A 24,752-nucleotide genomic window follows, 5' to 3' on the forward strand; every position below is an offset into this window, starting at 1 on the left:
GTGTCCGTTGGTGAACCCGCGTCCGCGATCGCGTCGCAGCTCCACCGACAGGCTCTGAGTCACCGCGAGCCGCGCTGCCAGCGCTCCAGCAGCGCCTCCGGCGAAGAGCCCGGTGCGCCGAAGAACCAGCCGTAGATCAGTGTCGCGTCGTCGTCGAAATAGATGGCCGGGCTGCGGTCGTCCGCCGTGACGAACCGGATGAACTGGCCGACGACCGGGCCGCCGAGGCGGTTCCAGGTCCGCACCTCGACGCTCCCGGGCACCACCCCGCCGTTCGCCGAGTTCTCCGAACGCAGCTTGATCAGCGCGTCGTGGTCGGACGCCGAGCTGAACACCAGCATCGCGCCATCGGCCAACGGGCATTTGACCGTCTCCGCGGTGCCGGTCGTGGCGGGGACCGCCTGGCATTTCGCGGACTGCTCGTTGAGCACGTGCGCCTGCGCGAAGTCCCACAGCGCCCCGGAGGAGAACGCGGCCCCGGGCACCTCCGGGCGCTTGAGCACCCCGAACTGACGCGCGTCGTAGAACTCCACCAGGGCGGGAAGCCCGGTTTTCCGTGCCGTCAGTGTCGCGCTGACCGGACGCGGACTGTCGACGTCCCAGTAGACCGTCGATTCCCCGGAAGGGAGTTCTCGCATCGCGAAGGCCGCGCCTTGACCGGCATTGCCCGCCGAACGCACCGCTCCGGCGGCGCTCGCGAGCGCCCTGGACTCGGTGAGCCTGCCCGGCACGTCGTAGGTGACCAGGGTGAGGGCGTACAGCCCGGCGTCGCAGCCGACCCGTTCCATCTCACCGGGCTTCGCGGGCTGCTGGGCGCACCGGACCGCGCCGTCGAGCAAGCGGGCACCGAGCGCGCGGTAGCGGCCGGCGACCTGGTCGAGCGCGTACCGGTCCGGCGGTGGTGCCGCGGGCTCTTCCTCGCCCTGGACGAAGAGCACCACTCCGGTCGCGAGCGCGGCCACCAGCAGTACCGCTCCGCCGAGAAGCCACTTCCTGCGTGCTCGTGAGGGAAGCGCTCGTGTCGTGCGGTTCTGACGGCCGCCCCAGGTGAGCCGGTTCTCCGCGCGGGTGGGGTTCAGCGGCGGGCCGGTCTGTCCGGGGTCGAGCGACGCGGCCACGAGCGCGTCGATTTCGGCTGGAGTGAAGGCGTTTCCGGACTGCTCCAAGGCGGATCGGAGCGCCACCGGGTCGGTCAGCGCGTGGCGCCCGAAGCGGCGGACGACTTCGGCGAGCCGGGGGTCTTGGTCTTCCATCACGCGTCCGGGTCCGCCCAGAACTTGCGGAGCACCTGCTGATCGTCGGTGCCCGCCTGCATGTAGACGGCGACCCCGGTGGCGTCCTCGTCGAAGTAGAGCCGCGCGTAGCCGTTTTCCGGCTCCAGGAAACGGATCCGGGTGCCGTCGCCGGTACGCGGGGTGCCTGCCGGGATACCCGCGCGGATACCCGGCTGCCCCGGCACGTACTCCCAGCGCAACGTCCGGATCGATCCCGGCCGCGCACCGTCGTTGTCGGTCTGCAGCACCTTGCGCAGAGTGGTGAGCTGGCCGGGGAAGAACAGCACGCGGAAGCTGGCGATGATGCCCGAACCCAGCTCGCAGTTGACGGTTTCCCGGACACTCACGATGGATTTCGCCGCCTCACAGCGGACGTCCGGATGATCGAGGTACGGCTTCGCGGCGGCGAGCAACTTCGGGTCCTTGAAGACCGCGGCCGCCTCCTCGGGAACCGGCGCCGGGGCGGATTCGCGCTGGGGCGCCGAGCCCATGGGCAACGTGGTGGTCTCGGACCCCGACGGCGGTACCGTCGGCGGATCGGCGGGACGCTTCGGTTCGTCGCCACCGACCAGCACGAGGTTCGCCACGGTCACGACGAGGACCGCCGCCGCGACGGCACCGGCGATCACGGCGAACCCTTTGGCGCGCTTCGGCTTTTCCCCGGTCAGGACGGCGGTCGGCTCGTCGGTGGAGGCGTCCCTCGGGAGATAGCCGAGTGCCGCGCCCAGTTGCGCGCACGCCCACTTCGCACCGGCGTCACCGCCGCAAGCCGCTGTCGCGGCCCGGTGTGCCGCGGCGGGACTGCCCCCGTCTTCGAGCACGGAGCGCATCCGCTGGGCCGCACCCGCCCCCGCCGCCGCGGCGAGCAGGTTGATCTCGCCGTCGGGAGGCGGGTCGGGAAGACTGCGTAGAGCGCCGGTGAGGACGATCGGGTCGGACAGCGCGTCGCGCCCGTGCCGGTCCACCACGTCTTCGAGTGCGATCAATGTGGTCATGGCGGTCAGTTAAGCCCATCCCGCTTCAAGCTCGCTTCAAGCTTCCGGAGGAACCTGGGATGATCGGCCCGTGACGGTGGAGGTGCGGCTGCTGGGACCGGTGGAGCTGGTCGTCGACGGCGTGCCCGCCACTCCCGGTGGCCTGCGGCCGCGTGCGGTCCTCGCCGTGCTCGCCGCGGCCGGGGAGGCACCGGTGAACGCGGACAGGCTGGCGGAGGCGATCTACTCCGACACCGGCAAACCCGCGTCCCGCGCCACCGTGCAGGTCCACGTGCACAACCTGAGGCAGAACCTGGGTGCGTACGGTGGCTCCCTGCTCCACGGCCCGGCGGGTTACCGGCTTCTCGGCGTCCACGCCGACATCCGCGAGGCCGAGGACGCGATCGGCCGGGCGAGGGCGGCCGAGCGGGCACGCGACGGCGAAGGTGCCGCGGCGGGATACCGGCGGGCGCTCGCAGTGTGGCGGGGTCCGTTCTGCGCGGACCTGCCGGATCACGCCGCCTTCGACCCCGCGCGCGGCCTCTACGCGGAGATGCGCTGGGAGGCACTGGAGGCGCGGCTCGCCGCGGATCTGCGCGCGGGTGACGTCCCCGGCCTGGTCCGGGAGCTCGAGGACCTGGTCTCCGAGCATCCGCTGCGGGAACGCTTCTGGGGTCAGCTGATGGTCGCGCTCTACCAGGAAGGACGCCAGGCCGAGGCGCTCGACCGGTTCCGGCAGGCGCGGCGGGTGCTGGCCGAGGAAGCGGGCGTCGATCCGGGGCCGGCGCTGCGGGAACTGGAACGCGCGGTACTCGCCCACGCCGGAACGGCGACCCTGCTGCGGGTGGCCGCCCCTGGCGCCGCCGGGGCCGGGCGGCCGACGCTGACCTGGGTCGACGGGGCGGGGCGGGCGCGTCTGCGGGAGTTGCCCGCGCTCGGGCGGCTGGCGATCGGGCGGGACGCGAGCGCCGACGTCGCGCTCCGGCACGACGGCGCCGTTTCCCGCGCCCACGCCGAGATCACCGTCGGCGAGGGCGGCACCGTCCTGGTGGACCTCGGGTCGCGCAACGGGACCTTCCACAACGGCGAGCGGATCGCGGGGCCGGTCCCGCTCGCACCCGGCGACGTCGTACGCTGCGGCGACACGGTACTGGCGGTGACGAGCGGCGGCGCGGCGGTCAGCCCGGTCGACGGGACCACCCGGTAGAACGATTCTTCACGAATAACCTGTAATCCAGGTAACCAAGCAACGATCTCCTGTTCTGCGTGTTCAACACGGCAGATACGGTCCTCGGCATGACTCTGCGAGCCGCGGCGGTGCGGCGGAAACCGGTCGCCGATTTGATCGCCGACAGTGATCACGGCACGCTGAAGCGATCCCTCGGCCTCGGGCAGCTGACGATGCTCAGCATCGGCGCGACGCTGGGCAGCGGGATCTTCGTCGTGCTCGGCGAAGCGGTCCCCGTGGCGGGCCCCGCGGTCGTGCTGTCGTTCGTGCTCGCCGGTGTCACCGCGCTGTTCTCGGCGCTCTCCTACGCGGAGCTCGCCGGAATGATCCCGGTGTCCGGTTCGTCCTACTCCTACGCCTACGCGACGCTCGGTGAGCTGGTCGCCTGGGTCTGCGGCTGGTGCCTGGTACTCGAGTACGGCGTCTCCGTGGCGTCGGTGGCCGTCGGCTGGGGGCAGTACCTCAACGAACTGCTGCGACTGACGTTCGGTTTCGCCATCCCCGACGCGTTCAGCCAGCCACCGGGCTCGGGCGGGATCGTCAACGTCCCGGCCATCGTCGTCGTGCTGCTCGCCATGTTCCTGTTGCTGTCCGGCGCGAAGGAGAGCGCGCGGGCCAACGCGATCATGGTCGTGATCAAGGTCGGCACGCTGGTGCTGTTCTGCGCGATCGCGTTCTCCGCGGTGCGGGCGGCGAACTTCACCCCGTTCCTGCCGCTCGGCCTCGCCGGGCTGAGCGCCGGTGCCGCGAAACTCTTCTTCTCCTACATCGGTTTCGACGCGGCCTCGACCGCGGGCGAGGAGGCGAAGAACCCGCAACGGGACCTGCCGAGGGCGATCCTGCTCTCACTCGCGATCGTCACCGTGCTGTACTGCCTGGTCGCCGTGGCCGCGGTCGGCGCCCTGCCGTGGCAGGACTTCGACGGCCAGGAGGCCGCGCTCTCGCACGTGCTCGGCGCCGTGTCCGGCAATCCGCTGTGGGCCGGGTTGCTCGCCGTCGGCGCGATCGTGGCGATCTCCAGTGTCGTGCTGACCGTCCTCTACGGACAGACGCGCATCCTGTTCTCGATGTCCCGCGACGGCCTTGTCCCCGCCTCGCTGTCCAAAGTGGACTCCAAGACCGGCACGCCCCGGATCAACACGCTGGTGGTCTCCGGCTTCGTCGCGACGCTGGCCGCGTTCATCCCGCTCGGGAAACTGGCCGACGCCACCAGCATCGGCACGCTGTTCGCCTTCGGGCTGGTGAACGTCGCCGTCCTGCTGCTGCGAAAGCGGCAACCGGAGGCGCCTCGCTCGTTCCGGGTGCCGTTCTCCCCCGTCACGCCGATCCTCGGGGTGCTGTGCTGCGGTTACATGATGCTCAGCCTCGACGGGGAGACCTGGATCGTCTTCGCCGGATGGATGGCGCTCGGCCTGCTCGTCTACTTCGGTTACAGCATGCGCCGATCCCGGCTGGCCCTGGATTCACCCGTTCGCCGCCATAATTCCTAGCCTGTACAGCCGTAGTACGGGCTGGATCATTGAATGACGGTGATCGGTGGGGGACACTTCCGTCCGACCCACGGAAAACCCTACCGTGAACCGAGGTCCTTATGCGCCGATATGGCATTACCGTGCTGACCGCGTGCCTCGCCCTGTCCCTCACCTCATTCCCCGCCTCCGCTCAAGAGACGGCGACGCCCCGCGCTCCCTTCTGTTATGAAGAACCCGTACAACCGAAAGCTGATGTAAGTGACATAAAGGCCGGTTTCCAGTCCACGAAGTGGTTGCAGACGATCCAAGCCGTGTACAAGCGGCGCTGGCCGAGCGGCGAAGCGCTCGCGATCGCCCAGGCCAAGGACAAGTACTTCAGCCAGTTCGTCAACAAGACCAGCTTCAACGCGCTCGCCGAGTCCCTGATGGTGGCGATTCACGAAGAGACCCACATGTGGGATCTGGATCCGTCGAGGACATCGTGGGACGTGTACGTCTCGGCGTGGATCGACGCCTCCCGCAAGGCGATGAAGGTCCCGATCCACGGCGGCTTCCCCCGTCGCGAAATCCTGCCGCTGATCACGGACGATCTCACGCGTTCGATGGACGACATCTACCTGCGGGACCAGCAGCAGGGGTCGTACCGGATGCAAGGGGTCATCGCGGAACTCAACGCCGGGCTCATGGGATTGCCCGCCGCGACCGTCGTCGCCGAGTACATCCAGGGCGTGGGCGCGAGCAATTCGCGGGACATCGCGGCCACGAACATGCGCTACCTTCAGCTCTATCTTCGCGTCGCCAAGACGAAACATCCCGATTACTGGGCGAAGATCAAAGCACAGCCCGAATTGCGCGACTTCGTGCTCATCGAATTCCTCCGGACCGCCTACTGGCTGGATCAATCCGCACCCCATGCCGCGAAACTCGGCAGTGCGGACGTGGCCAAGATCGTCGCCAAGAACTACGCACCGGAGAACATCGCGATCATCGAGGAGTTCACCGGAGCCAAGGTGAACACGGGTTCGGCCAGGAACTGCACGCTCTGACGCCGTACGGCTCGCCGGTGGCGGACCCGGGTCCGCCACCGGCGAGCCGCCCCGTCACGGCACGAACACCGGCTGGTCCAGCACCCAGAGCCAGGATCCGTCCGGCTGACGGCGGGCGACCTCGATGGTCGCCTCGCCGGTGGTCAGCGTCGACGCCGTGAGCGCCAGGTCGCCGCCCACCAGCGCCGGATGCTGCCTGCCCGGCAGGAGTTCCGGCGCGGCCGCGACGAACTCCTCGTACACCTTGCGGATCTCCGTGTGCCCTTTCGCGATGTTGCCCGGCGGGAACGCCAGCACGGCGTCCGGCTCGTACAACGCCACCAGCCCGTCGACATCGCCCGCGTTGCCTCGCTCGATGAAGAACTTGCCCAGATCGTTCGGCTCGGTGGCCACAGTCCTGCTTGTCATGGGGACGAGCCTCGCAGCGAATCACGACATCCTGTGTCGTGTATTCCGCTAGAGTTCGGGCCATGCGCGCCGACCGGCTGGTCTCCTTGGTGTTGCTGTTGCGGCACCGCGGCCGTCTGTCCGCGACCACGCTCGCGCGCGAACTGGAGGTCTCCACCCGCACCGTGTTGCGCGACATCGAGGCGTTGTCGGCGGCGGGTGTGCCGGTGTACGCCGAACGAGGCAGGCACGGCGGTTTCGGGCTGCTGCCCGGTTTCCGCACCGAACTCACCGGGCTGAACCATGACGAGGCGCTCGCGCTGCTGATCGCCGGATCACGGCGTGGCGCGCAGGCGTTCGGCCTCGGCTCGGCGCTGGCGGCGGCCATGCTCAAGGTGGTCGACGCGCTGCCGGAAGGCCAGCGGGACACCGCGGCGGGCGCGGCCCGGCGCCTGCTCATCGACCCGGAGACCGACCTGCTGTCGCGCCGGGTGGCCGCCGAGGAGGTGCCGGACACCGTCGTCTCCGAGGTCCGGCGCGCGGTGTTCGCGGGGCACAAGCTGCGCATCCACTACGCGGCCGAGGGCCGGGCGGCGCGGTGGCGCACGGTGGATCCGATAGGTCTGGTCACCGTCCGGGATCGGGGTTATCTGCTGGCCACGAGGTCCGGCGAGGACCGCACCTACCGGCTGTCCCGGGTGCGGGCCGCCGAGGAACTCCCCGAACCCGCGCAACGCCCGGACCGGGTGGATCTGGACCGGGCCTGGCAGGAACGCGGCACGCGGTTCCGGAGCGGTGGAGACCAGGTCGCCGTGTCGGTGCTGGTGTCCCCGGTGCGGCGGGACGAACTGGCGGGCACCGCGCTGGCCGTGCTCACGGAAGAAGCCGATGAGGACGGCCGTCTGCGCATGGAGGTGACCTTCCAGGACGCGCGCCACGCCGAATGGGCGCTGTGGCAACTCGCCACGGACGCGGAAGCCCTTGCGCCGCCTTGGTTACGCGCCTCGCTGCGGGGCCGGGCCGAGGCGATCACCGCCCGCTACGCCGGCCGCGCCGATGAGACCAAAGTCAAGTCGAGCCCGCCGTCCGGGACGGGATAATCCGGCCATGACGAACGCCGCCCTGGGCAAGGCAGTCACGACTTTCAAGGTGCTGCTGAAGGGTTACCGCGTCCGAGCCGGCCTCACGCAGGAGGAACTCGCCGAAGGGTCCGGGGTGAGCGTCCGCGCCATCAGCGACATGGAACGCGGGATCGCCAAGAGCCCGCAACGCCGGACGATCGAAGCGCTCGCCGCGCCACTGTCGTTGACCGACGAAGAGCTGACCGGCCTGCAGAAGGTCGCCCGGCAGGGCCGCGTCCCCGCGCCCGCCGGGATCACCGGCGCCCACCTGATCGGCATCCTCCCGGCGGACGTCGACGACCTCACCGGCCGCGAAAGCGATCTCGACGCGTTGCGCGCCCTTTCCGCGGGTCTGGGCGGTCGCCGCAGGTCCGGACGGGTCGCGATCCTGAGCGGACCTCCCGGGACCGGCAAGACCACCCTCGCGGTCCGCGTGGCGCACAACCTCGCCGAAGAGTTCCCCGACGGCAGGCTTTTCCTGAAGCTGCGCGGGATGTCCGCCGAGCAGGCGGGCCCGGCGGACGTGCTGCATCTGATCCTGCGCTCGCTGGGCGTCGACGCCGTCCGCATCCCGGCCGATCAGGAGGACCGGGTGAGCCTGTGCCGCTCCCTCCTGCAGGATCGGGCCGCCCTGATCGTCCTCGACGACGCGGCCGACGAGGCCCAGGTCCGCCCGCTGCTGGTCGGCGGGCCGCGGTGTCTCACCCTGGTCACCAGCCGTCAGATGCTGGTGGGGCTGGAGGGTGCGAGCAGGCTCGCTCTCGACGTGTTCGGCGAGGACGACGCGGTCGCCCTGTTGTCGACCATCATCGGGGCGGACAGGGTGGCGCGGGAGCGGCGGGAGGCGCTCGAACTGGTCGATCTGTGCGGGCGGCTGCCGCTGGCGCTGCGGATCGCGGGCAACCGGCTGGCGAGCCGCCCGACCTGGCCGTTGTCGCGCCTGGTGGATCAGCTCCGGGACCGCGGCCGACGGTTGACCACGCTGACCGCCGGCGATCTCGACGTGCGCAGCGTCTTCGAACTGTCGTACCGCCAGCTCAGTCCGAACGCCGCCGCGGTGTTCCGGCGGCTGTCGCTCGTCCCGGCGGCGGACTTCTCGGTGGGAGCGGCGATGACGCTCATCGAGGCGGCCGACGAGGACGACGCCGCCGTGTTCCTGGAGGAACTGACGGACGCGAGCCTGCTGCAGACGTCGCAGGAGAACGGCCGGTACCAGTTCCACGACCTCTTGCGGGTCTTCGCGACCGAACGGCTGGCCCGCGAGGAGGCTCCCGAGGTGGTCGAAGCGGCGGAGAACCGGCTGGCCGACTGGCTGGTGCGCACCGCGACGGCGGCGGGCCGCTACTTCCACCCGACCGACGGAGTGAGCCCGCTCCCGGCCGCGACGGCGTCGTTCGGCGACCACGCCGGAGCGGGCAGGTGGCTCGAGGTCGAACTGAAGAACTGGCACGCCGCGGTCAAAAGCGTCGCCGCGCGCGGTGACCACCGGCCGGTGCTGGACCTGGCCGAATCCATGCACTGGTACTCGGAGATCGGCGGGACCGCGAGTACCTGGTACGACGTGTTCGAACTCGCCGTGAACGCGGCCATCGCGCTCGGCAGCGACCGGGAGGAGGCGGTCCACCGGAACTATCTGTCCTGGGTGCAGGCCTCGCTGTGCGATCAGGCGGAGGAAGCCGTCCGGATGGCCCGGCTGGCCTGGGACGCCGCGGTGAAGGCGGGCGATCGGCGCGAACAGGGCTGGGCGCGGGTGTACCTGACGAGCGCGAACGCCCGCGAGACATCGCCCGAACTCTTCGACGAGGCGGTGCGCCTCTTCGAGGAGGCGGGCTACCCGCTCGGGGTCCATGTGGCACGGACGATGCGGGCCTCGTACCGGTACCGGGAGGGCCGGTACGACGAGGCCGCCGAAGAGTTCGACGCCTGCGTCCGCTACTTCGCGCCGGACCACGGCGGCTCGCGCACTCCGGTGGACGACACCAACTACGCGTATGTGCTGCTGCGTTCGGCCCAGAACCTGGCCGCCCTCGACTCGGCCGATCGGGCACTCACCCAGTGCGAGACGGCACTCGGCCTGTTCCGTCGGCACGGCGCGGCCATGGGCCAGGCCCGCGCCCTCCAGGAGACCGGGCGGTTCATGCGGCGCCAGGGCGACCACGCGAACGCGCGCCGCCGTCTGTCCGAAGCCGGGGAACTCTACGAACGCATCGGCCTGACACAGGCCCAGATCGACACGCTCGACGAAAGAGCGGCGCTGTCCGAGGAGATGGGCGACCCGGCGTCGGCCCACATGGACCGGGAACGCGCGCGGGGTCTCCGTGACCGGCTCGGTCGCTCCGAAGCGGTCAAACCGAACTACGGTTCCTAGCTGACGTCGTTCCGCTCGCACGCCGAGGCCGGCTCGGGATGGGGGGCACCGGCCGACCGCAGCAAGGCCGGTATTCCGGGCGACCTCGGCGTGCGCGGGGACGTCGCGGACGACGTTCGGTCCAGGTGCGGGGTCCGGCGGCCGACGCCCCAGCCTGGGTCTCGTTGCCCAGGACCGGTTCGCCGGGGGGTGGTTCCGGTTCGATACCCGATGGCCGTGTCCGAGTGCCGTCGGCTTCGCGTCGCCGCTGAACAACTGGACCGAACCTAAGCCGGTAGGACATCCGGGTCCAGGCAGCCTTACCGGCAGAACGGGACGTCGATTTCTGCCGGTTGCCTCGTCTTGCCAAGGCGCTCGGTCTTGAGCCTGTGGGCATCTGATGGTCGAGCCGGTCCCCCAAAGAGTCCTTCACGGAGCCTTGGGCATGGCGAGGGGCCCGTCGCCGGTGTGGCTGGCGGGCTCCTCGGGTTCAGACGCGGTGGAGGGTGTTGCGCCGAGGTTGTCGGAGCGGGTCTCGGTATTGGGGTGGGATGAACTCCGGTAACCCGTCGGCCGCCATCCGGACTTCCCAGTCACCGTGATGGATCAACCGGTGATGGAACCCGCACAGCAGCACCAGATTCCGAAGATCGGTAGGTCCGCCGTCTGCCCAGTGATGAATGTGGTGAGCGTGGCAATTCTTGGGTTTCCGATGACAGCCCGGGAAGGCGCAGCCGCCGTCGCGGATGTTCAACGCACGTCTCTGGCCTGGGGTGACGAAGCGTCTGAGTCGCCCCACATCGAGGGGTTCTCCGGCGGCGCTCAGCACGACCGGCAGCATCAGGCAGTCACAGGCGGCGAGCCGGGCTTCCCTCGCGGTCATCGTCCCGACGAAATCCAGGCACGCGGTCCCGAGACCGGACTTCAACTCCTCAAGTCCAATGGTGACGTTCACGAGGGTCCGGTAGCCGCTGGTGCCGGGCTGGTCCGGGCAGGCGATCGCCAGATCGAGCAGGTCGACCCACGCGTCACCCATCCGTTCGCATTTCATCCGCAGATCGGCTTGCCCGAATTCGTCGACGGGTCGTGGCTGGGCGTAGGCCTCCAGCGCGGCAGCGGTGCGGGCACCGGTCTCGTCATCCAGGAGACCGGTCAGTTTCCAGAAACCGTCCTTGCGGCGCTCCAGCGTGATCTCCCGGCGCGACTCCTTCGGTTCCGGATCCTTCGGCTCCTTGCCGTCGGGGTCCAGCAACGCCAAAAGGTTCGCCTCAGCGTCCGCCAACTGGCGAGGACCGGCATCGCGGGCGAGGGTGGCGAGAATCTTCTCCGCGTTCGCCCGGTCCTCCACCGAGGTGTCGGCCGGGAGTCTCTTCAAGATCTCCAGGATCTGATCGATCCGCTCATCACCGACCAACCCCTCGGCCGCAACCGCAGCGGTCTTGGGCAGCGCGGCGGGAACCTCGGTGCCGTCCAACGCACGGGTCGAGTTCAACGCGATGGCCCGCTTCACCACCGCACCCGCCTCACCGACCGACAACCCCGCCACATCCGCGAACCATGCAGCCGTGCGGCCATACCCGTACAAGTCTTTGACGCCCCGAGACTCGATCTCCGCCAGGAATTTCCCCAGTCCGGCGGTGGCCATCCGAATCACCTGCAAAGACTGCTGCACGCCATGGGCAAGCTCCAGCTTGCCAGCGCGCCACAGCTCCTGCGGCAACTCGGGAAGGAAGGTCTCGGACACACCCCCAGAATACCGCAATTCACCGAACATGTGTTCGTAATTTTGGGCAACCAACAAAACGAACAACTAACACTGAAGGGTGATAGAACTACCATACCGCGGACACATACAGCCAACCCTCGCATTTAGTCGACTAATTGCGAAGGGAATCGCCGAACGGCTGCCCATGCCTGCCAGGTGCGGACTACCGCTGTTCCTCTTGAGATCGCCGGCCGGTCCGGCCACATCGAGCAGGTTCTCGAACCGGCGCCGGTGGACGTGCGCCCCATCCGCGCGAGCCCCACGGCCTTTTCCTCCTCGAAAACATCCGCCTTGAGCGTGAACCGGATGCAGTGGTGGATCATCGCGCTTCCCTTTCACACGGACAAGAAATCGGCAGCGTGGTCGCGGGCGAAGTCGGTGACGTCGCGCGCGGGTTTTCCGGTCAGGTCGGCGACGGCCGTGTGCACTTCGGCGGCTTCGCCTCTGGCGTAGTGCGCGTAGTCCTCGATGAGGCCGTCGATCTGCCACCGCGGGAGCAAACCGTTCAGCGCCGCGGCGAACCGATCGGCGGAGGTGTCGCGGAAGGTGACGTTCCGCCCTGTGGCGGTCGAGAGCGCCTGAGCGATCTGGCCGTGGGTCACCGCGCGCGGTCCGGTCAGCGTGTAGGTCCGGCCGGCGTGTCCCGTACCGGTCAGCACGGCCGCGGCGGCGTCCGCGATGTCCCTGGTGTCTATGGCGCTGACGGCGGCTTCGCCGATGGGTGCGGCGAAGAAACCCTGCGCGATAGTTCCGGCGAAGGCGAGCAGCGCCTGCAAGTAGAGGTTGGGACGAAGCACGGTGTGCTCGATCCCGAGTGAGCGGACGTGCGCCTCCACTTCGGCGTGCCAGCGCAGGAACCGCACCGGCGAGTCGGCGCGCGCCGCGTACTGCGAGAGCAGCACGAGCCGGCTCACACCGGCGTCCCGGGCGAGGTCGGCGAACCGGATCTGGAGTGAGGCGGCGTCGGGAGCGGAAGGGCTGTTGAGGAAGGCCGCGTCGACGCCTTTCAGTGCCGCACCGACCGCTTCCGGGCCACGCAGGTCGGCGACGACGGTCTCGGCGCCGGGAACGGAACGATCGGGGTCCCGGGTCATCGCGCGGACGGCGACGCCGCGGGCTCGCAGAGCGGGTATCAGGGTGGTTCCGATGGTTCCGGTCGCGCCGGTCACCAATACAGTGTCCATTGTGGAATGTCCTTTCCCGACAGAGTTCGGTTACGGGTTTTGACTGCGGAGAAGAGTGCAACCGCGAGGGCGATTGACGACGAGCGCGGCGACCTCGACCGGGTCGTCCGGCAGCAGGTGGCTGTCCACGACCACCGTGAGGTCGGCGGCGGTGAGCGCCAGGCCCTGCCGGTTCGTGGATCACCGTCGCGGCGTCGAGGATGACCAGGAACATGGCGCTCGCGAGGCCGCGCATCGCACCCCGCGGCAAATCCGTTCGTCGCTCCTCCGGTCATGCCGCCACGATCGCGCGGGGGCCCGTCCGTTCGCGTCGGCGACAATCACCTATTCCGCCTCGCTAGGGTTCGGACCATGCCCACGACGTCCCCCCGATCGCTCGTCGGCAGACGAGCCGAGATCGATCGCCTCCTCGCCCTTGTCCACGCGGCGGGCCGAGGCGAGGGCGGAGTGCTCGTCCTCCGTGGCGAGCCGGGTATCGGCAAGAGCGCGCTGCTGGACCACGTCGAACGAGCGACGGCCGAGGAGTTCCAGCTCATCCGCGCGTCCGGGTCGGAATTCGAGGGTGAACTGCCGTTCGCGGCACTGCACCAGCTGTGCGTCCCGGCGCTGGCGCACCTCGACACGCTGTCGGCTCCCTACCGCGAATCCCTCCTGGTCGCCTTCGGGCTGGCCGACGGCGCGCCGGATCCGTTCCGGGTCGGTCTCGCCGCGCTCGAACTCCTGGCGACCGCCGCGGGGACGCGTCCGATGCTGTGCGTGGTCGACGACGCGCACTGGCTGGACACCGCGTCGGCGAGGGCGTTGACGTTCCTGGCGAGGCGGATCGCGGCCGAACCGATCGCGATGGTGTTCGCCGCGCGTGACCAGGACCCGGTTCGCGGGCTGGACGACCTGCCGGGACTGACGGTCGGCGGTTTGAGCGATACGCACGCGCGTGCCCTGCTGGCCGGGGAAAAGACCGTGACGCTGGACGAGCGTGTGCGCGATCGTCTGCTCGCGGAGGCGCGCGGCAACCCGCTCGCGCTCATCGAACTGCCGAAAGCGGGCGGTTTCGCACCGCCGGCGCCGTCGCCGATCGCGAGCCGGATAGAGCGGATTTTCCGGGCCAGGATGGCGGAACTGCCCGTGGCCGCGCGGCGGCTGCTGACCCTCGCGAGCGCCGATCCCACCGGCGATCCCGGTCTGCTGTGGGCGGCCGCGCGGCGGCTGGACATCGACGTGCCCACCGCGAGCGCCGCGGCCGAGGCCTCCGGGCTGATCCGGTTCGACACGCGGGCGCGCTTCTGCCACCCGCTGGCGCGCTCCGCCGCGTACCGCGCGGCCGAACCCGAGCAGCGCCACACGGCCCATCGAGCACTGGCCGAAGTCACCGACCCGGAAACCGCCGGAGACCGCCGGGCCTGGCACCGGGCCCAGGCCACCTCCGGGCCGGACGAACAGGTCGCGGCGGAACTGGAATTGTCGGCGTCGCGCGCGCAGGCACGCGGAGGTGTGGCGGCCGCCGCCGCGTTCCTCGAACGCGCGGCGGCGCTTTCGCTCGACCCTGCCAAGCAGATCGAGCGCACCCTCGCGGCCGCGCGGACCACGCTGGAGGCGGGCGCGACGGACGCGGCGGCGGAGCTGCTGGCCAGCGTCGACACCGAGACCTTGGCCGTCTCCCAGCACGCATCGGTCGACCTGCTGCGCGGGAGGATCGCGTTCGTCCAAGGCACGGAGGGGGCTGTCCGCGGGCCGGAACTCATCCTGCGCGCGGCGGAGCGGCTCGCCGCCGTCGATCCGGAGCGGTCACGCGAGTCCTTCGTCGCGGCGCTGGAAATGGGGCTCGTGGTCGGCCGGGCCGCGGGAGTGCTGGACCGCGTTCTCGACGCGGCCCGGTCGGCGCCGCCGGCGTCAGGACCGCCGGATCTCCTCGACGCGCTGGTGCGGTTGACCGCCGAAGGCCACCATGCCGGTGTGCCGGCGCTTCGCCGCGTTCTCACCGGCGACGATGCCGGCTGGACCAGGACACCGGCCCTGGCCACCGTGCTCGCGGGCGAACTGTGGGACATCGACCTGCACGCGACGATCGTCGACTGGCTCGTGCGGACCGGACGGGACACGGGATCGCCGATGACGATCCGGCTCGGCCTGTCCCAGGTGGCGCTGCACGCGGTGCTCACCGGGAACTTCGGGCGGGCGATGGCCGCGATCGCGGAAGAAGAGGCGATCGCGGACGCCGTCGGTGATCCGCCGCAGCTGTACCCGCGCGTGCACTTGGCGGCGATGCGCGGCCGCCGCCGGGAGGTGCTCGACCTGTTCGCCGAAGCGACGACTCGCGGCAACGGGCAGCTGACCGCGAACGCCCACTGGGCGACGGCCGTGCTGTACAACGGGCTCGCGGAATACCCGGCAGCGCTGGACGCGGCGACCCAGGCCGTGGCGAGCGGCGACCTCTTCCTCGCCGGCATCGCGTTGCCCGAACTCGTCGAAGCCGCGGTGCGATGCGGGAAGGATTCCGTCGCCCGGTCGGCGCTGGACTCCTTGACCGCCCGCACGGAACCCGCGGGGACCGCCTTCGCCCTCGGTATCGCGGCGAGCGCGCGGGCCCTCGTCAGCAACGCCGAACCCGACCATCTGGAGGCGCTCCGCTATCTGGCGAACGGCTCGCTCTCGGTGCATCTCGCGCGGGCGCGGTTGCGGTACGGCGAATGGTTGCGCCGCGCGGGCCGCCGACGCGAGGCGCGTGAACACCTGCGCGCCGCGCACGACCAGCTGTCGGAGATCGGGCTGGAGGCGTTCACCCGGCGGGCCGCCGACGAACTGCGCGCGACCGGGGAGGTCGCGCGCAGCCGCTCCGGGCGTTCCTACGACCATCTGACCATGCAGGAGACGCATATCGCGCGCCAGGTCGCGGCAGGCGCGACCTCGAAGGAAGTGGCCACCCGGCTGTTCCTCAGTCCCCGCACGGTGGACGCCCACCTCCGCAACATCTTCCGCAAGCTCGGCATCACTTCGCGCAGGCAATTGAGGGACATGCCCGATCTCCGCGACGAGGAAGCCGGTTCTTGACCGGTCCTCCGCCTTCCGCGTACGGAAGACGGAGGCTCCCGTTCACTGCTCAGACCGGGATGTCGCCCGGTGTCCCCCACTGGGTGGTGAACAGGCCAAGGCCGTACCAGGTCCCGTTCGACGGCCGCCACACCACGAAGTCCGCCCGCGGGTCGCCGCCGAAATTGCCCGCCATGGGCACGTCACCGGCGGCACCCCATTGCTGGGTCGCGATACCGAGCACGTACCAGACACCGTTACCCGGCCGCCACACGGCGAAATCGGAGCGGCCGTCCGCATTGAAATCACCGGCCACCGGAATATCGCCCGCGACCCCCCATTGCTGGGTCGCGATTCCCCGCACGTACCAGACGCCGTCGCTCGGGCGCCAAACTGTGAAGTCGGCGCGCCCGTCGGCGTTGAAATCGCCGGAGACCGGAACGTCACCGGCGACACCCCATTGCACCGTGGCGATACCGAGCACGTACCAGGTGCCATTACTCGGCCGCCACACCGCGAAATCGGAGCGGCCGTCACCATTGAAATCGCCGGTCAGGGGAACGTCCCCGGACACGCCCCACTGCTGGGTCACCACCGCGCCCGTGCTGCTCTGGATGATGTACCAAATTCCGTTGCTCGGCCGCCACACGGCGAAGTCGGCCCGATGGTCGCCGTCGTAGTCCGCGGCCACCGGCACGTCGCCCGAGACACCCCACTGCTGGGTCACGACACTGCCGTTACTGCTGCGGATCACGTACCAGACACCGTTACCGGGACGCCAAACCGCCTTGTCGGCGAACCCGTCGCCGTCGAAATCCGCGGCGGGCTTCTGAGACGATGGCGAGGCGGCGACACCGATATCGTCCGCTCCCGCGGCCGGTGACATTACGAGCGGACCCGCGAGCAGACCCGCCAATGCCGCACCCAGCCGAATGGATCTTCGCATTTTGCCGGAACCTCTTTCCGTTCGGTGGACGTGCTCTTCCCAGTCCGCGCTTTATGACCGAAGATACGAACCGGGGTAGTTCCAGCCTGACACCGACGGCATGACCTTGTCAGCAAGGATTCCGTCCAGCGGACCGCGCGAGGGGATTTCAGTGGAGACCAAGAGAAGACCAAGAAGCGTCCTCGAAGGCGCTTTCACCCTATTGGATGCCTTGGTACGACATCAAGGTGAAGCGGGATTGACCCAGCTGGCAAATTCCTGTTCGCTGCCGAAATCGACGGCATACCGATTACTCGAGCAATTGACCGCACTGGAGGTTGTCCAGCGCAGCGAAAACCGCTATCGCGTCGGCGCGCAGGCATTCCGGCTCGGCCAATCGTGGCAGCCCTATCCGCGGCTGCTGGAACTCGCGCGCGGCGAACTCCGGCGCCTGGCCGCGGCCACCCGGGCCAGTTCGGTGCTCGCCGTCCCCTGCGACGGCCGGATCCTGATCGCCGCCGCCAGCCTCACCCGGGCGGAGGACGGCGTCCTTCTCCGGCCCGGATCGACGGTGCCCCAGCGCACCGGCCGCTTCTGCCCCCGGTGGCAAGCGGAACACGAACTCGTCGCCGTCGAAGCGTCCGTCAGGCTGCCGACCGGCCGGACGGTCGGCTCGATCGCGACCGTGCTCACGCTGCCGCAGTCCTCCGTCACGATGTCCGACACCGTCGCCCGCGCCGCCCGCACACTCGGGGCCGCGCTGGCGGACTGAGCGACGTGCGCGGTCTCGCGCTACGGTCCCCTGGTGACTTCGGCCGACGCCCCCGAAGCCCGGATGTGGACGATCCGCGGTGGCGAACCCGGGTTGCGCGAAGAGAATTACCACGAGGTGATGGCCGCGTCGCGGGCTCTCACCGAACAGCTCCAGGCCGGCTCGGTGCCGCGTGAGGTCGTTTCCGCCGTGGTCGGGATCTCCGGTAGGACGGATACGTGGTGGAGGACGACCTGCCGGACTGGCTGCCGACCTGGTGTGCGGATCACCTGGGAGCCGAGCCGGTCGCCGTGCTGTTCGAGGCACGGTCGATATCGGCGGTGTTCGGGCTGCGGCTGGCGACGGGGCGGGACGTCGTGGTGAAGGCGCGGGAAGACGACGGCCGCGCCGCGTCGTGTGTCGCCGCGCAGGCCCGGTTGGCCGACCGGGGGTTTCCGTGCGCCAGGCCGGTCACGCCCGTGACAGGCGTGGGGACGCTGGCCGTGCACGCCGAGGAATTGCGGCCCGGCGGTGAACTGCTGCGCGGCGACTCACCGCACGTCGCCGCGCGCTACGCGGAGGTGTTCGCCCGGTTGATGACCGCGCTGGCCGACGTGACCGTCCCGCCGCCACTGCCGAATCCCCGCTGGATACGGTGGGACCACACGGATCCGGGGTTGTGGCCGTCCATCGAGGACCTCGATCGGCGGGATCAGAACACCGTGCCCGCGTACGTCGTCGAGACAGCCGGGAGGCTCCGTGGTCGGCTGCTCGCCGCCGACCTGCCCCGCGTACTCGGCCATGCCGACTTCGAAGCGCAGAACCTCCGCTGGCTCGGCGGGCGCGTCTGGGCCGTGCACGACTGGGACAGCCTGGCGTGGCAGCCGGAGGCGGCACTGGCGGGAGCGGCGAGCGCCGTCTTTCCCAAGACCGGGCCCGCCTTGCTGCCGCCGATCGCGAGCTCCGAGGCGTTCTTGGCGGCCTATCAGGACATCCGGGGCCGTCGGTTCACCACCGAGGAGCAGGAGGTCGCGTGGGCGGCGAGCCTGTGGCCGGCGGCGCACGACGTCCGCTGGGAAGCGCTGCACGGCGCTCCCCAGGGTTCGCCGGACATCGTCCGCGCGCAGGTGGCCGAACGCCTTCGCCGGGCGAACGCCTGAAGGAGGTCAGCAGGCCTTGACGACGACCGAGTGCGCCTTCCCGCCGAGGTCGAGGACCCTCACGTTCCGGTTACCGGCGGGCACGCGGACCTGGTAGGCGCCGGGGTGGACCGGGTAGCCGAAATAGCTGCCCGCCGGGGCCGCGCCGGTGCCCGCGATCATCGAGCCGTCGGTGCGGTGGATCGTGGTGGAGACCGCGCTGCCGCAGGTGTTGTAGATGTAGATCTTGCCCTTGGTCGCGGCGGAGGCGGAGCCCGCGCCGAGGACCGAGATGACCAGGCCTGCGGTGGCCAGAACGGCGAAAGCGCGCCGGGTGGTCGTCATGGTGCTCCTCAGGATGTGCCGGGGTATCGGCCACAAGATATCCGCGGACGCGTCCGCGCACTGCCGGTCGAACGGACCACACGATCGGGAAAAGAGCTCAGCGCTTCGGTGTCACCTTGCCGATGGCGGCGGTGGCCAGCCGCGGTCACCCCGTCCTTGACCGGCGTGCCGTCGTGCCCGCCCCTTCGGCGGAGATGATCGTCGCCGTACCACCGACCCGGTTCATCCGCCCGTGCACGTATTCCCGCAGCCCGCGTCGCGCCGTCACCCGGTCATCGACGGCGAATGCCTTTCCCTCATCGGAAATCTCGGCCGAGAGCGCCTGGGCGTCGCCGCGCAGCCGGACCCTCCCCCGGTCCGTCCCGGCCGGACGGCTCCGGCGATCGGCCGGGCCATGACTCCTCCTCGGTGAATTTCCACCGCCACCGCGCCACGGATCGGCGATCTCCTCCCGGCCCGGATATCGTCGAGATCACGTTCACGAGGAGGAAACCATGGCCGAAACGACCATCGAGCCCAGCCCCGAGCTGAAGGCACTCGACCGGCTGGTCGGCACCTGGAAGGTGACCGGCGGAGCCGAAGGCACCGTGCGGTACGAATGGATGCCGGGCGGATTCTTCCTGCTGCAGCACGTCGAACTCAGCCAGCTCGAAGAGCGGATCACCGGATTGGAGGTCATCGGCAACCTGCGCCCCTTCGGCGAACCCCCCGGTAAGGACGTGGTCTCCCGGTTCTACGACTCGGCCGGAAACACCCTCGACTACGCCTACGAACTCATCGGCGACACCTTGACCATCTGGGCCGGGGAGAAAGGCAGCCCCGCCTATTTCCAGGGCACCTTCGACGCCGAGGACACCTCCATGACCGGAGACTGGGTTTACCCGGACGGAGGCGGCTACACCTCCACCATGACCCGGATCTGATCCGCACACCGATCAGGTTTTCGCGCCGCGTCCGTCTGTACGGGTGAGATCGACTCACAGGAGGGTGACGCCATGCGGAAACTGACCTTCGGCATGAATGTGACGCTGGACGGCTACATCGCCGCGCCCGGCGACGACCTCGGCTGGAGTGGGGGCGACGGACCGGATTCGTCGCCGAGCGACGAGCTGTTCGGGTGGTGGTCCGACCGGGTGGCCGCGACGGGCCTGGCACTGTACGGACGCAAGCTGTGGCAGGCGATGAGTTCCCCGTGGTCGACCGCCGACCAGCAGCCCGGCGCCACCCCGGCCGAGGTCGAGTACGCCCGCCGCTGGCGGGCCATGCCGAAGGTGGTGTTCTCCTCGACGACCGGCACGGTCGACGGGAACACCCGTCTGGTGACCGGCGACGCGGTCACCGAGATCGCCCGGCTCAAGGCCGAGGACGGCGGCCCGATGGACATCGGCGGCGCGACGCTCGCCGGGGCGGCCATGCGGGCGGGGCTGATCGACGAATACGTGCTGGTCACCGTGCCGGTTCTGGTGGGCGGCGGCACACCGTTCTTCACCGCGCTGGACGGCTGGGTGCGGCTGAACCTCGTCGAGACGCGGACGTTTCCCGGCGGCGTGGTGCTGACCCGCTACGAGACGAGGCGCTGAGTGGTCGGAATGCCGGGGGCACGTCCAGCCATGGTTTGCCGTCGGCGTCGAATCCGGTGAGCTCGGCGATCTTCCCGTCGACGATGTGCAGGGCCGCGATGGCGAACAGCCGGTGCTCCGGGTCGCCGGGGGTGCGGAGGTACAGCGCGGCGGCGGGCATGCGGTTGACCGCCGTGGCGATACCGCGCCAGTCGTCGTGGCCGCGCTGGAAGAGCCCGCCGGCGACCCAGCCGTCGACCGCGTCCTTGGCCGTCCTGACCGAGGTGCCCGACTCGGGCAGCATCGCGAAGCGCAGGTCGTCGCGCAACAGGGCGATCAGCCCGTCGAGGTCGTTGCGCTCATGGGCGTCGATGTACGCCTTCACCACACCGCGCTCGTCACTCGACAGCTCGTGGGTGGCGGGGCTCCGCCAGTCGAGGCGGCGGCCGGGCAGGCGCTCGCGCATCGTCACGCGTGCCCGCCGCAGGGCGCTGGTCACCGACGCGACGGTCACTTCGAGGGCGTCGGCGGCCTTCGGCGCCGGCCAGCCGAGGACGTCGCGCAGGATGAACACCGCCCGCTGCCTCGGCGGCAGATGCTGGGCGGCCACGATGAACGCCAGCTCGATCGTCTCCCGCGCCACCGCCGATTCCTGGGGGTCCTCGGGGAGCATCCGGTCGGGGTACGGCTGCAGGTACAGCAGCTCGGACGGTAGCGGGGTGCGGTCGTCGCGCTTCGCCAGGAAGTCGAGGCAGACGTTCGTCGCGATCCGGTACAGCCAGGTTCGCAGCGCGGCGTGGCCCTTGAACGACTCCCGTTTGTTCCACGCCCGCAGGAACGTCTCCTGCGTCATGTCCTTGGCGTCCTCGTAGTTCGCGAGCATCCGATAGCAGTGCACCTGCAGCTCACGCCGGTGCCGCTCCGTGAGGAGCGCGAATGGGGCCGTATCGCCGGAACGAGCCGCCGCGATGAACGTGGCCTCGTCGGCGCCGAGCGGTCCAGCGTCGGTCATGGTCGTCGATCCTTCCATCATCACCGGGAGTTCCGCCGTGCTCGACCGGCCAGGTGGTCCGGCCCTCCGGACTCCAGTGGCCTCGGCGATTCCGGGATACCGGCCAAGAACACCTTGTACAGTGGGTTCCGCGACTGTGGCCACCTCATTCCGGAGCGTGACTGATGCAGGTCTTTGCCCGACGCAAGGAATGCAAGCACATCATCTGGGCGGGGCCGCTGGTCGACACAGCGGCGACGTTGAACGTCGCCGACGAGCTGCGCGGCCGTTCCTGTCCGACGTGTGGCGAGATCGTGCACAAGGTCGAATTCGTGGCGATCAAGAAACCGACGTCGACGTTCGACGAGCCACCCGCGCCGCGCAACGCCGAGAACAAGCTGAAGAAGGCATCGAAGTCCGCCGTCAAAAAGACTCGGCAGCGGTTGATGAGCCTGGGCGCGGAGACGGACGGGTTCGCCTCGGCCCTGAAGGAGACCGCGCTCGAGCTGACCCCGCCGCAATGGCGCGGCACCTTGGCGAAGATTCCCGTCGGCATTCTGCGGACCTACGAGCCCAATGCCGAATGCATCACCTTCAAGGACTCCGCGATACCGGCGATCGTGGTGCACCAAGGTCTCGCCGCGTTCCTGTTCAAGATGAACAGGAGCATCTTCCCGCTGGGCGGCATCGGCTCGATGAGCGGCGCGGCGGTCAGCCGCTTCGTCGAGGACGAGAAAACCCGGTCGGCGCTGCGGGTCCAGGCGGTGGACACCGCACTCGAGTTCCTCGGCATCGGCAAGCCGAGGACCGCGGGTCTCGTGGAGATCCCCATCGTCGCGCGGACGTTGGAGATGCCGCTGACCAAGACGATGGAGACTTTCGTCCTGTGCCACGAGTACGGACATGCGGTCCTGAACCACGCCGACGAACTCCGTTCCGTCGGCAGGGACTCGGCTTTCCACCTGCTGGAACGCTCCAGAGCGATGGAGTTCGAGGCCGACACCTGGGGGCAGGACGCGGTGATCGGCGCGTTCACCGGCGGGAAGAACCTGGGGGCGAACATGGCCGTCTTCGACGAAGTGTTCTCCGACGGCGCGCCGGAGCTGAAACAGGACATCGCCCACACCGCACCGTGCGTGGCATTGCTGTACTTCGAGTTCCTCGACGTGATCGAGGAACGGCTGGCCCGCCACGGCATCGACGTCACCGCGCAGGACGCGCTCACCAGGCGCCGCGCGCGAATGGCGGGAAAGAACCGGCCAGAGCATTCGACCCACTCCTCCAACAAGGAGAGGTTCCAAGCGTTGTACGCCCACCTCTCGGAGCACAGCAACTGGACGACCCACACCTGGGTGGCGGCTTTCGAAGATCTGCTCGGCGAGATCAAGAACGATCTCGACGAACTCATCGACAAAACCGGCGCGGTCACGGGAAAGAGACTGGCGCGTCGCTTCCGTTGGCCGAAGGGCAAGGCCAAGCGCGAGTCGACATCCTGGCGCGACACCATCGGCTCACTCGACGGCGACGACAAAACGCGCATCGTCCTGGAAGAGGCATTCGACCGCATCGACATGAAGGGGCAAGTACTGAAGCTCGACGAAGCCGAGCGTCGGCGCCGCTTCGAAGAGCAGCGAAACAGGGCTGAAGAACATTTCGGCAAGAAGGAGTACGCCAAAGCGGAGAAGATCTTCACGCGGATACTCGACTCCGGCGAGACGGCCGACTCGGTGCCGTTGTACTGGCCGCTCGGGTCGTGCCGCGAGAATCTCGGCGACGTGGAGGGCGCGATCGCCGCTTACCGCCGCTGCCTGGAGCTCATGCCGGACAGCGACGTGGGCGCGATGTGCGGCGCTTCTCTCGGCCACATCCTGTGGTTCAAGAAGAATGACGCGAGCGGTGCCCAGGCCGCGCTCACCGCCGCGACCACGCTGGCACATCTCGACCTGCGAGCGGAGGTCATGTTCTTGCTGGGGACGATCGCGCACGTTCAGCGTGACGTCGAGACCGCGCTGCGGTGGTACCAGGACGTGTATGCGTTACGCGACCACGAATTCACGGTTCTTCCCGCGTTGGTCCCGCGCGCGGCGCTCAACATCGGCGGCGTACTGGAGGAACGCGGACAGTTCGCCGAAGCCGCGAAGATGTTCGAGTACGCGCGGAACCACCCTGCCACCACGCCGAAGGATCGAGGTGTGGCCACGCAGCACCTGCGGGCCGTGCGGGGGCGATCTTGACGAGAGTGTCCCGAAACCCTCGGACGGCCCCGGCTGACGTGCTCAGCGGCCGACCCGACCTCACTGTAGGCCGTTTCTGGTAGAACACTGTGATGTCGTACCAGGTGGAATTGCTCGCCCGGACAGGTGGCTCCACGGTCTGGGTCGCCTCTTCGTTCGTTGTGATCGGAGGGCTGTGCGGCGCAATCGCCGCGTTCTTCTTCGCCCGGAAGCAAGAACAGCGATCACAGGACGAGTTCAGGCACGCGAAACGCGTCTTCGACCGATTGCCCGGTGCGGTGGACGACAACGTCGAACGTTTCAACGCCCGGCCGAGGCGCGTCTCGATCGAGGCCGATCCCGCGGCAGGCGGCCTGAGCGGACTCGCGCACACCGCACGGCAGGAGGCGGAGATCTACCTCGAGCACCACCGGCTCGCGCTGCGGCACCACTCCGCCTTCCAGCAGGCCTCGCTGTGGTCCGGTGTGCTCGGGTTCTCGGTCGTGCTCGTCGGCGCGGTGCTGACGTACTTCGCCGGGCTGGACGTCGGCGCGGTGACCGCGGCGGCCGGTTTCATCCCCACCGCGGCCAGCGGGCTGCTCTTCCGGCAGGCGAACCTCGTCGGTGAGCGCGCGGCGGAGAACCTACGCGGGCTGGAAGACAGCGTGCGGCGGTCCACCGCGGTGCGGAGCGCGTTGGCGGCCACCGCCGAGATCGGCGACAAGCAGGCTCGTAACCGCATGCACGAGGTCATCGCCCTGCACCTGCTTTTCCCCTCCGATGACCTGGACACGGTGACGCGCGGCCAACTGCCCGCTACCCCGGCCGACGAGCCGACCGCGGCTGCTCCTCGGCGATCGCGCGGTTCCTCAGGTGGCCAGTGAGGTCGTTCTTCGCGTCGAACACACCGCCGATGCCGAGCGTCGCGCACCGTCGTCACCGTCGTCGCCCTCGGCTCCGGACACGAAAAAGCCCAGGCCACGTGGCCTGGGCTTTCGTGAAGG

General features: G+C 69.4%; 20 protein-coding genes. 12 read left to right on the forward strand and 8 right to left on the reverse strand.

Translation table 11 applies throughout. The features are described from left to right. Window positions 1-59: 59 nt before the first annotated feature. Window positions 60-1,253: a hypothetical protein gene (locus BLW75_RS13310; protein WP_034324586.1), complete on the reverse strand. Its 1,194-nt coding sequence runs from the start codon at window positions 1,251-1,253 to the stop codon at window positions 60-62. Continuing rightward, a complete protein-coding gene (locus tag BLW75_RS13315) occupies window positions 1,253-2,269 on the reverse strand; it encodes a hypothetical protein (RefSeq protein ID WP_034324589.1) in 1,017 nt (338 codons plus the stop codon). Before BLW75_RS13315 ends, BLW75_RS13310 begins: the two co-directional genes overlap by 1 nt. 70 nt (window positions 2,270-2,339) lie before the next feature. Here BLW75_RS13315 and BLW75_RS13320 point away from each other — a divergent pair, with 70 nt between their 5' ends. The 3 genes from BLW75_RS13320 (at window position 2,340) to BLW75_RS13330 (ending at window position 5,994) form a co-directional block, all read left to right on the forward strand. Next, complete coding sequence (locus BLW75_RS13320) at window positions 2,340-3,455, forward strand: BTAD domain-containing putative transcriptional regulator (RefSeq protein WP_091597530.1); 1,116 nt, start codon at window positions 2,340-2,342, stop codon at window positions 3,453-3,455. An 89-nt stretch (window positions 3,456-3,544) separates the two neighbouring features. Continuing rightward, entirely contained in the window at window positions 3,545-4,966 is a 1,422-nt protein-coding gene (locus tag BLW75_RS13325) for an amino acid permease (protein WP_034324607.1), read from the forward strand. 293 nt (window positions 4,967-5,259) lie between these two features. Then, window positions 5,260-5,994, forward strand: a complete 735-nt coding sequence (locus tag BLW75_RS13330; RefSeq protein ID WP_034324592.1) for a hypothetical protein — start codon at window positions 5,260-5,262, stop codon at window positions 5,992-5,994. Window positions 5,995-6,048: 54 nt separating this feature from the next. Here BLW75_RS13330 and BLW75_RS13335 read toward each other — a convergent pair whose 3' ends face one another. Then, window positions 6,049-6,387 (reverse strand): YybH family protein, encoded by a 339-nt coding sequence (locus tag BLW75_RS13335; protein WP_034324594.1) that lies wholly within the window; start codon window positions 6,385-6,387, stop codon window positions 6,049-6,051. Window positions 6,388-6,464: 77 nt separating this feature from the next. Between BLW75_RS13335 and BLW75_RS13340 the strand changes: the two genes are divergently transcribed. Continuing rightward, window positions 6,465-7,481, forward strand: coding sequence for a helix-turn-helix transcriptional regulator (locus BLW75_RS13340; RefSeq protein ID WP_091597533.1), 1,017 nt, complete (start codon window positions 6,465-6,467; stop codon window positions 7,479-7,481). Window positions 7,482-7,488: 7 nt separating this feature from the next. After that, on the forward strand, window positions 7,489-9,870 hold the full coding sequence (locus BLW75_RS13345; RefSeq protein ID WP_034324597.1) for an ATP-binding protein: 2,382 nt from the start codon (window positions 7,489-7,491) through the stop codon (window positions 9,868-9,870). Window positions 9,871-10,339: 469 nt separating this feature from the next. On the opposite strand, the gene BLW75_RS13350 is transcribed toward BLW75_RS13345, so the two are convergent. Beyond that, window positions 10,340-11,593, reverse strand: a complete 1,254-nt coding sequence (locus BLW75_RS13350) for an HNH endonuclease signature motif containing protein (RefSeq protein WP_091597536.1) — start codon at window positions 11,591-11,593, stop codon at window positions 10,340-10,342. 356 nt (window positions 11,594-11,949) lie between these two features. Then, a complete protein-coding gene (locus tag BLW75_RS13355; RefSeq protein ID WP_034324855.1) occupies window positions 11,950-12,798 on the reverse strand; it encodes an NmrA family NAD(P)-binding protein in 849 nt (282 codons plus the stop codon). A 351-nt stretch (window positions 12,799-13,149) separates the two neighbouring features. On the opposite strand from BLW75_RS13355, the gene BLW75_RS13360 reads away from it, so the two are divergent. Continuing rightward, window positions 13,150-15,846, forward strand: coding sequence for an ATP-binding protein (locus tag BLW75_RS13360; protein ID WP_034324858.1), 2,697 nt, complete (start codon window positions 13,150-13,152; stop codon window positions 15,844-15,846). A gap of 49 nt (window positions 15,847-15,895) precedes the next feature. Here BLW75_RS13360 and BLW75_RS13365 read toward each other — a convergent pair whose 3' ends face one another. Beyond that, window positions 15,896-16,771 (reverse strand): FG-GAP repeat domain-containing protein, encoded by an 876-nt coding sequence (locus BLW75_RS13365; protein WP_034324861.1) that lies wholly within the window; start codon window positions 16,769-16,771, stop codon window positions 15,896-15,898. 100 nt (window positions 16,772-16,871) lie between these two features. Between BLW75_RS13365 and BLW75_RS13370 the strand changes: the two genes are divergently transcribed. Both BLW75_RS13370 and BLW75_RS13375 read left to right on the forward strand, forming a co-directional pair. Next, window positions 16,872-17,522 carry a helix-turn-helix domain-containing protein gene (locus BLW75_RS13370; RefSeq protein ID WP_277815028.1) on the forward strand — a complete coding sequence of 217 codons (651 nt, stop codon included), beginning with the start codon at window positions 16,872-16,874 and terminating at the stop codon, window positions 17,520-17,522. 218 nt (window positions 17,523-17,740) lie between these two features. After that, window positions 17,741-18,661, forward strand: a complete 921-nt coding sequence (locus BLW75_RS13375; RefSeq protein WP_091597543.1) for an aminoglycoside phosphotransferase/kinase family protein — start codon at window positions 17,741-17,743, stop codon at window positions 18,659-18,661. A gap of 6 nt (window positions 18,662-18,667) precedes the next feature. On the opposite strand, the gene BLW75_RS13380 is transcribed toward BLW75_RS13375, so the two are convergent. After that, window positions 18,668-18,985, reverse strand: coding sequence for a hypothetical protein (locus tag BLW75_RS13380; protein WP_034316434.1), 318 nt, complete (start codon window positions 18,983-18,985; stop codon window positions 18,668-18,670). 494 nt (window positions 18,986-19,479) lie between these two features. Between BLW75_RS13380 and BLW75_RS13385 the strand changes: the two genes are divergently transcribed. Both BLW75_RS13385 and BLW75_RS13390 read left to right on the forward strand, forming a co-directional pair. After that, on the forward strand, window positions 19,480-19,908 hold the full coding sequence (locus BLW75_RS13385; protein WP_034316433.1) for a hypothetical protein: 429 nt from the start codon (window positions 19,480-19,482) through the stop codon (window positions 19,906-19,908). Between the two features lie 72 nt (window positions 19,909-19,980). Next, on the forward strand, window positions 19,981-20,565 hold the full coding sequence (locus BLW75_RS13390) for a dihydrofolate reductase family protein (RefSeq protein WP_034316432.1): 585 nt from the start codon (window positions 19,981-19,983) through the stop codon (window positions 20,563-20,565). On the opposite strand, the gene BLW75_RS13395 is transcribed toward BLW75_RS13390, so the two are convergent. Then, the gene (locus BLW75_RS13395; RefSeq protein ID WP_091599734.1) at window positions 20,471-21,556 is read right to left on the reverse strand and encodes an RNA polymerase subunit sigma-70; all 1,086 of its coding nucleotides are present in this window, start codon (window positions 21,554-21,556) and stop codon (window positions 20,471-20,473) included. The two genes, BLW75_RS13390 and BLW75_RS13395, sit on opposite strands and share 95 nt — an antisense overlap. A 164-nt stretch (window positions 21,557-21,720) precedes the next feature. On the opposite strand from BLW75_RS13395, the gene BLW75_RS13400 reads away from it, so the two are divergent. Together BLW75_RS13400 and BLW75_RS13405 are read left to right on the forward strand one after the other, a co-directional pair. Beyond that, a complete protein-coding gene (locus tag BLW75_RS13400) occupies window positions 21,721-23,769 on the forward strand; it encodes a tetratricopeptide repeat protein (RefSeq protein ID WP_034316431.1) in 2,049 nt (682 codons plus the stop codon). A 92-nt stretch (window positions 23,770-23,861) separates the two neighbouring features. Next, the gene (locus tag BLW75_RS13405) at window positions 23,862-24,632 is read left to right on the forward strand and encodes a TRADD-N-associated membrane domain-containing protein (protein ID WP_034316430.1); all 771 of its coding nucleotides are present in this window, start codon (window positions 23,862-23,864) and stop codon (window positions 24,630-24,632) included. Window positions 24,633-24,752 lie beyond the last annotated feature (120 nt).

It is taken from the genome of Amycolatopsis lurida (genome assembly GCF_900105055.1).
Lineage (GTDB): Bacteria > Actinomycetota > Actinomycetes > Mycobacteriales > Pseudonocardiaceae > Amycolatopsis > Amycolatopsis lurida.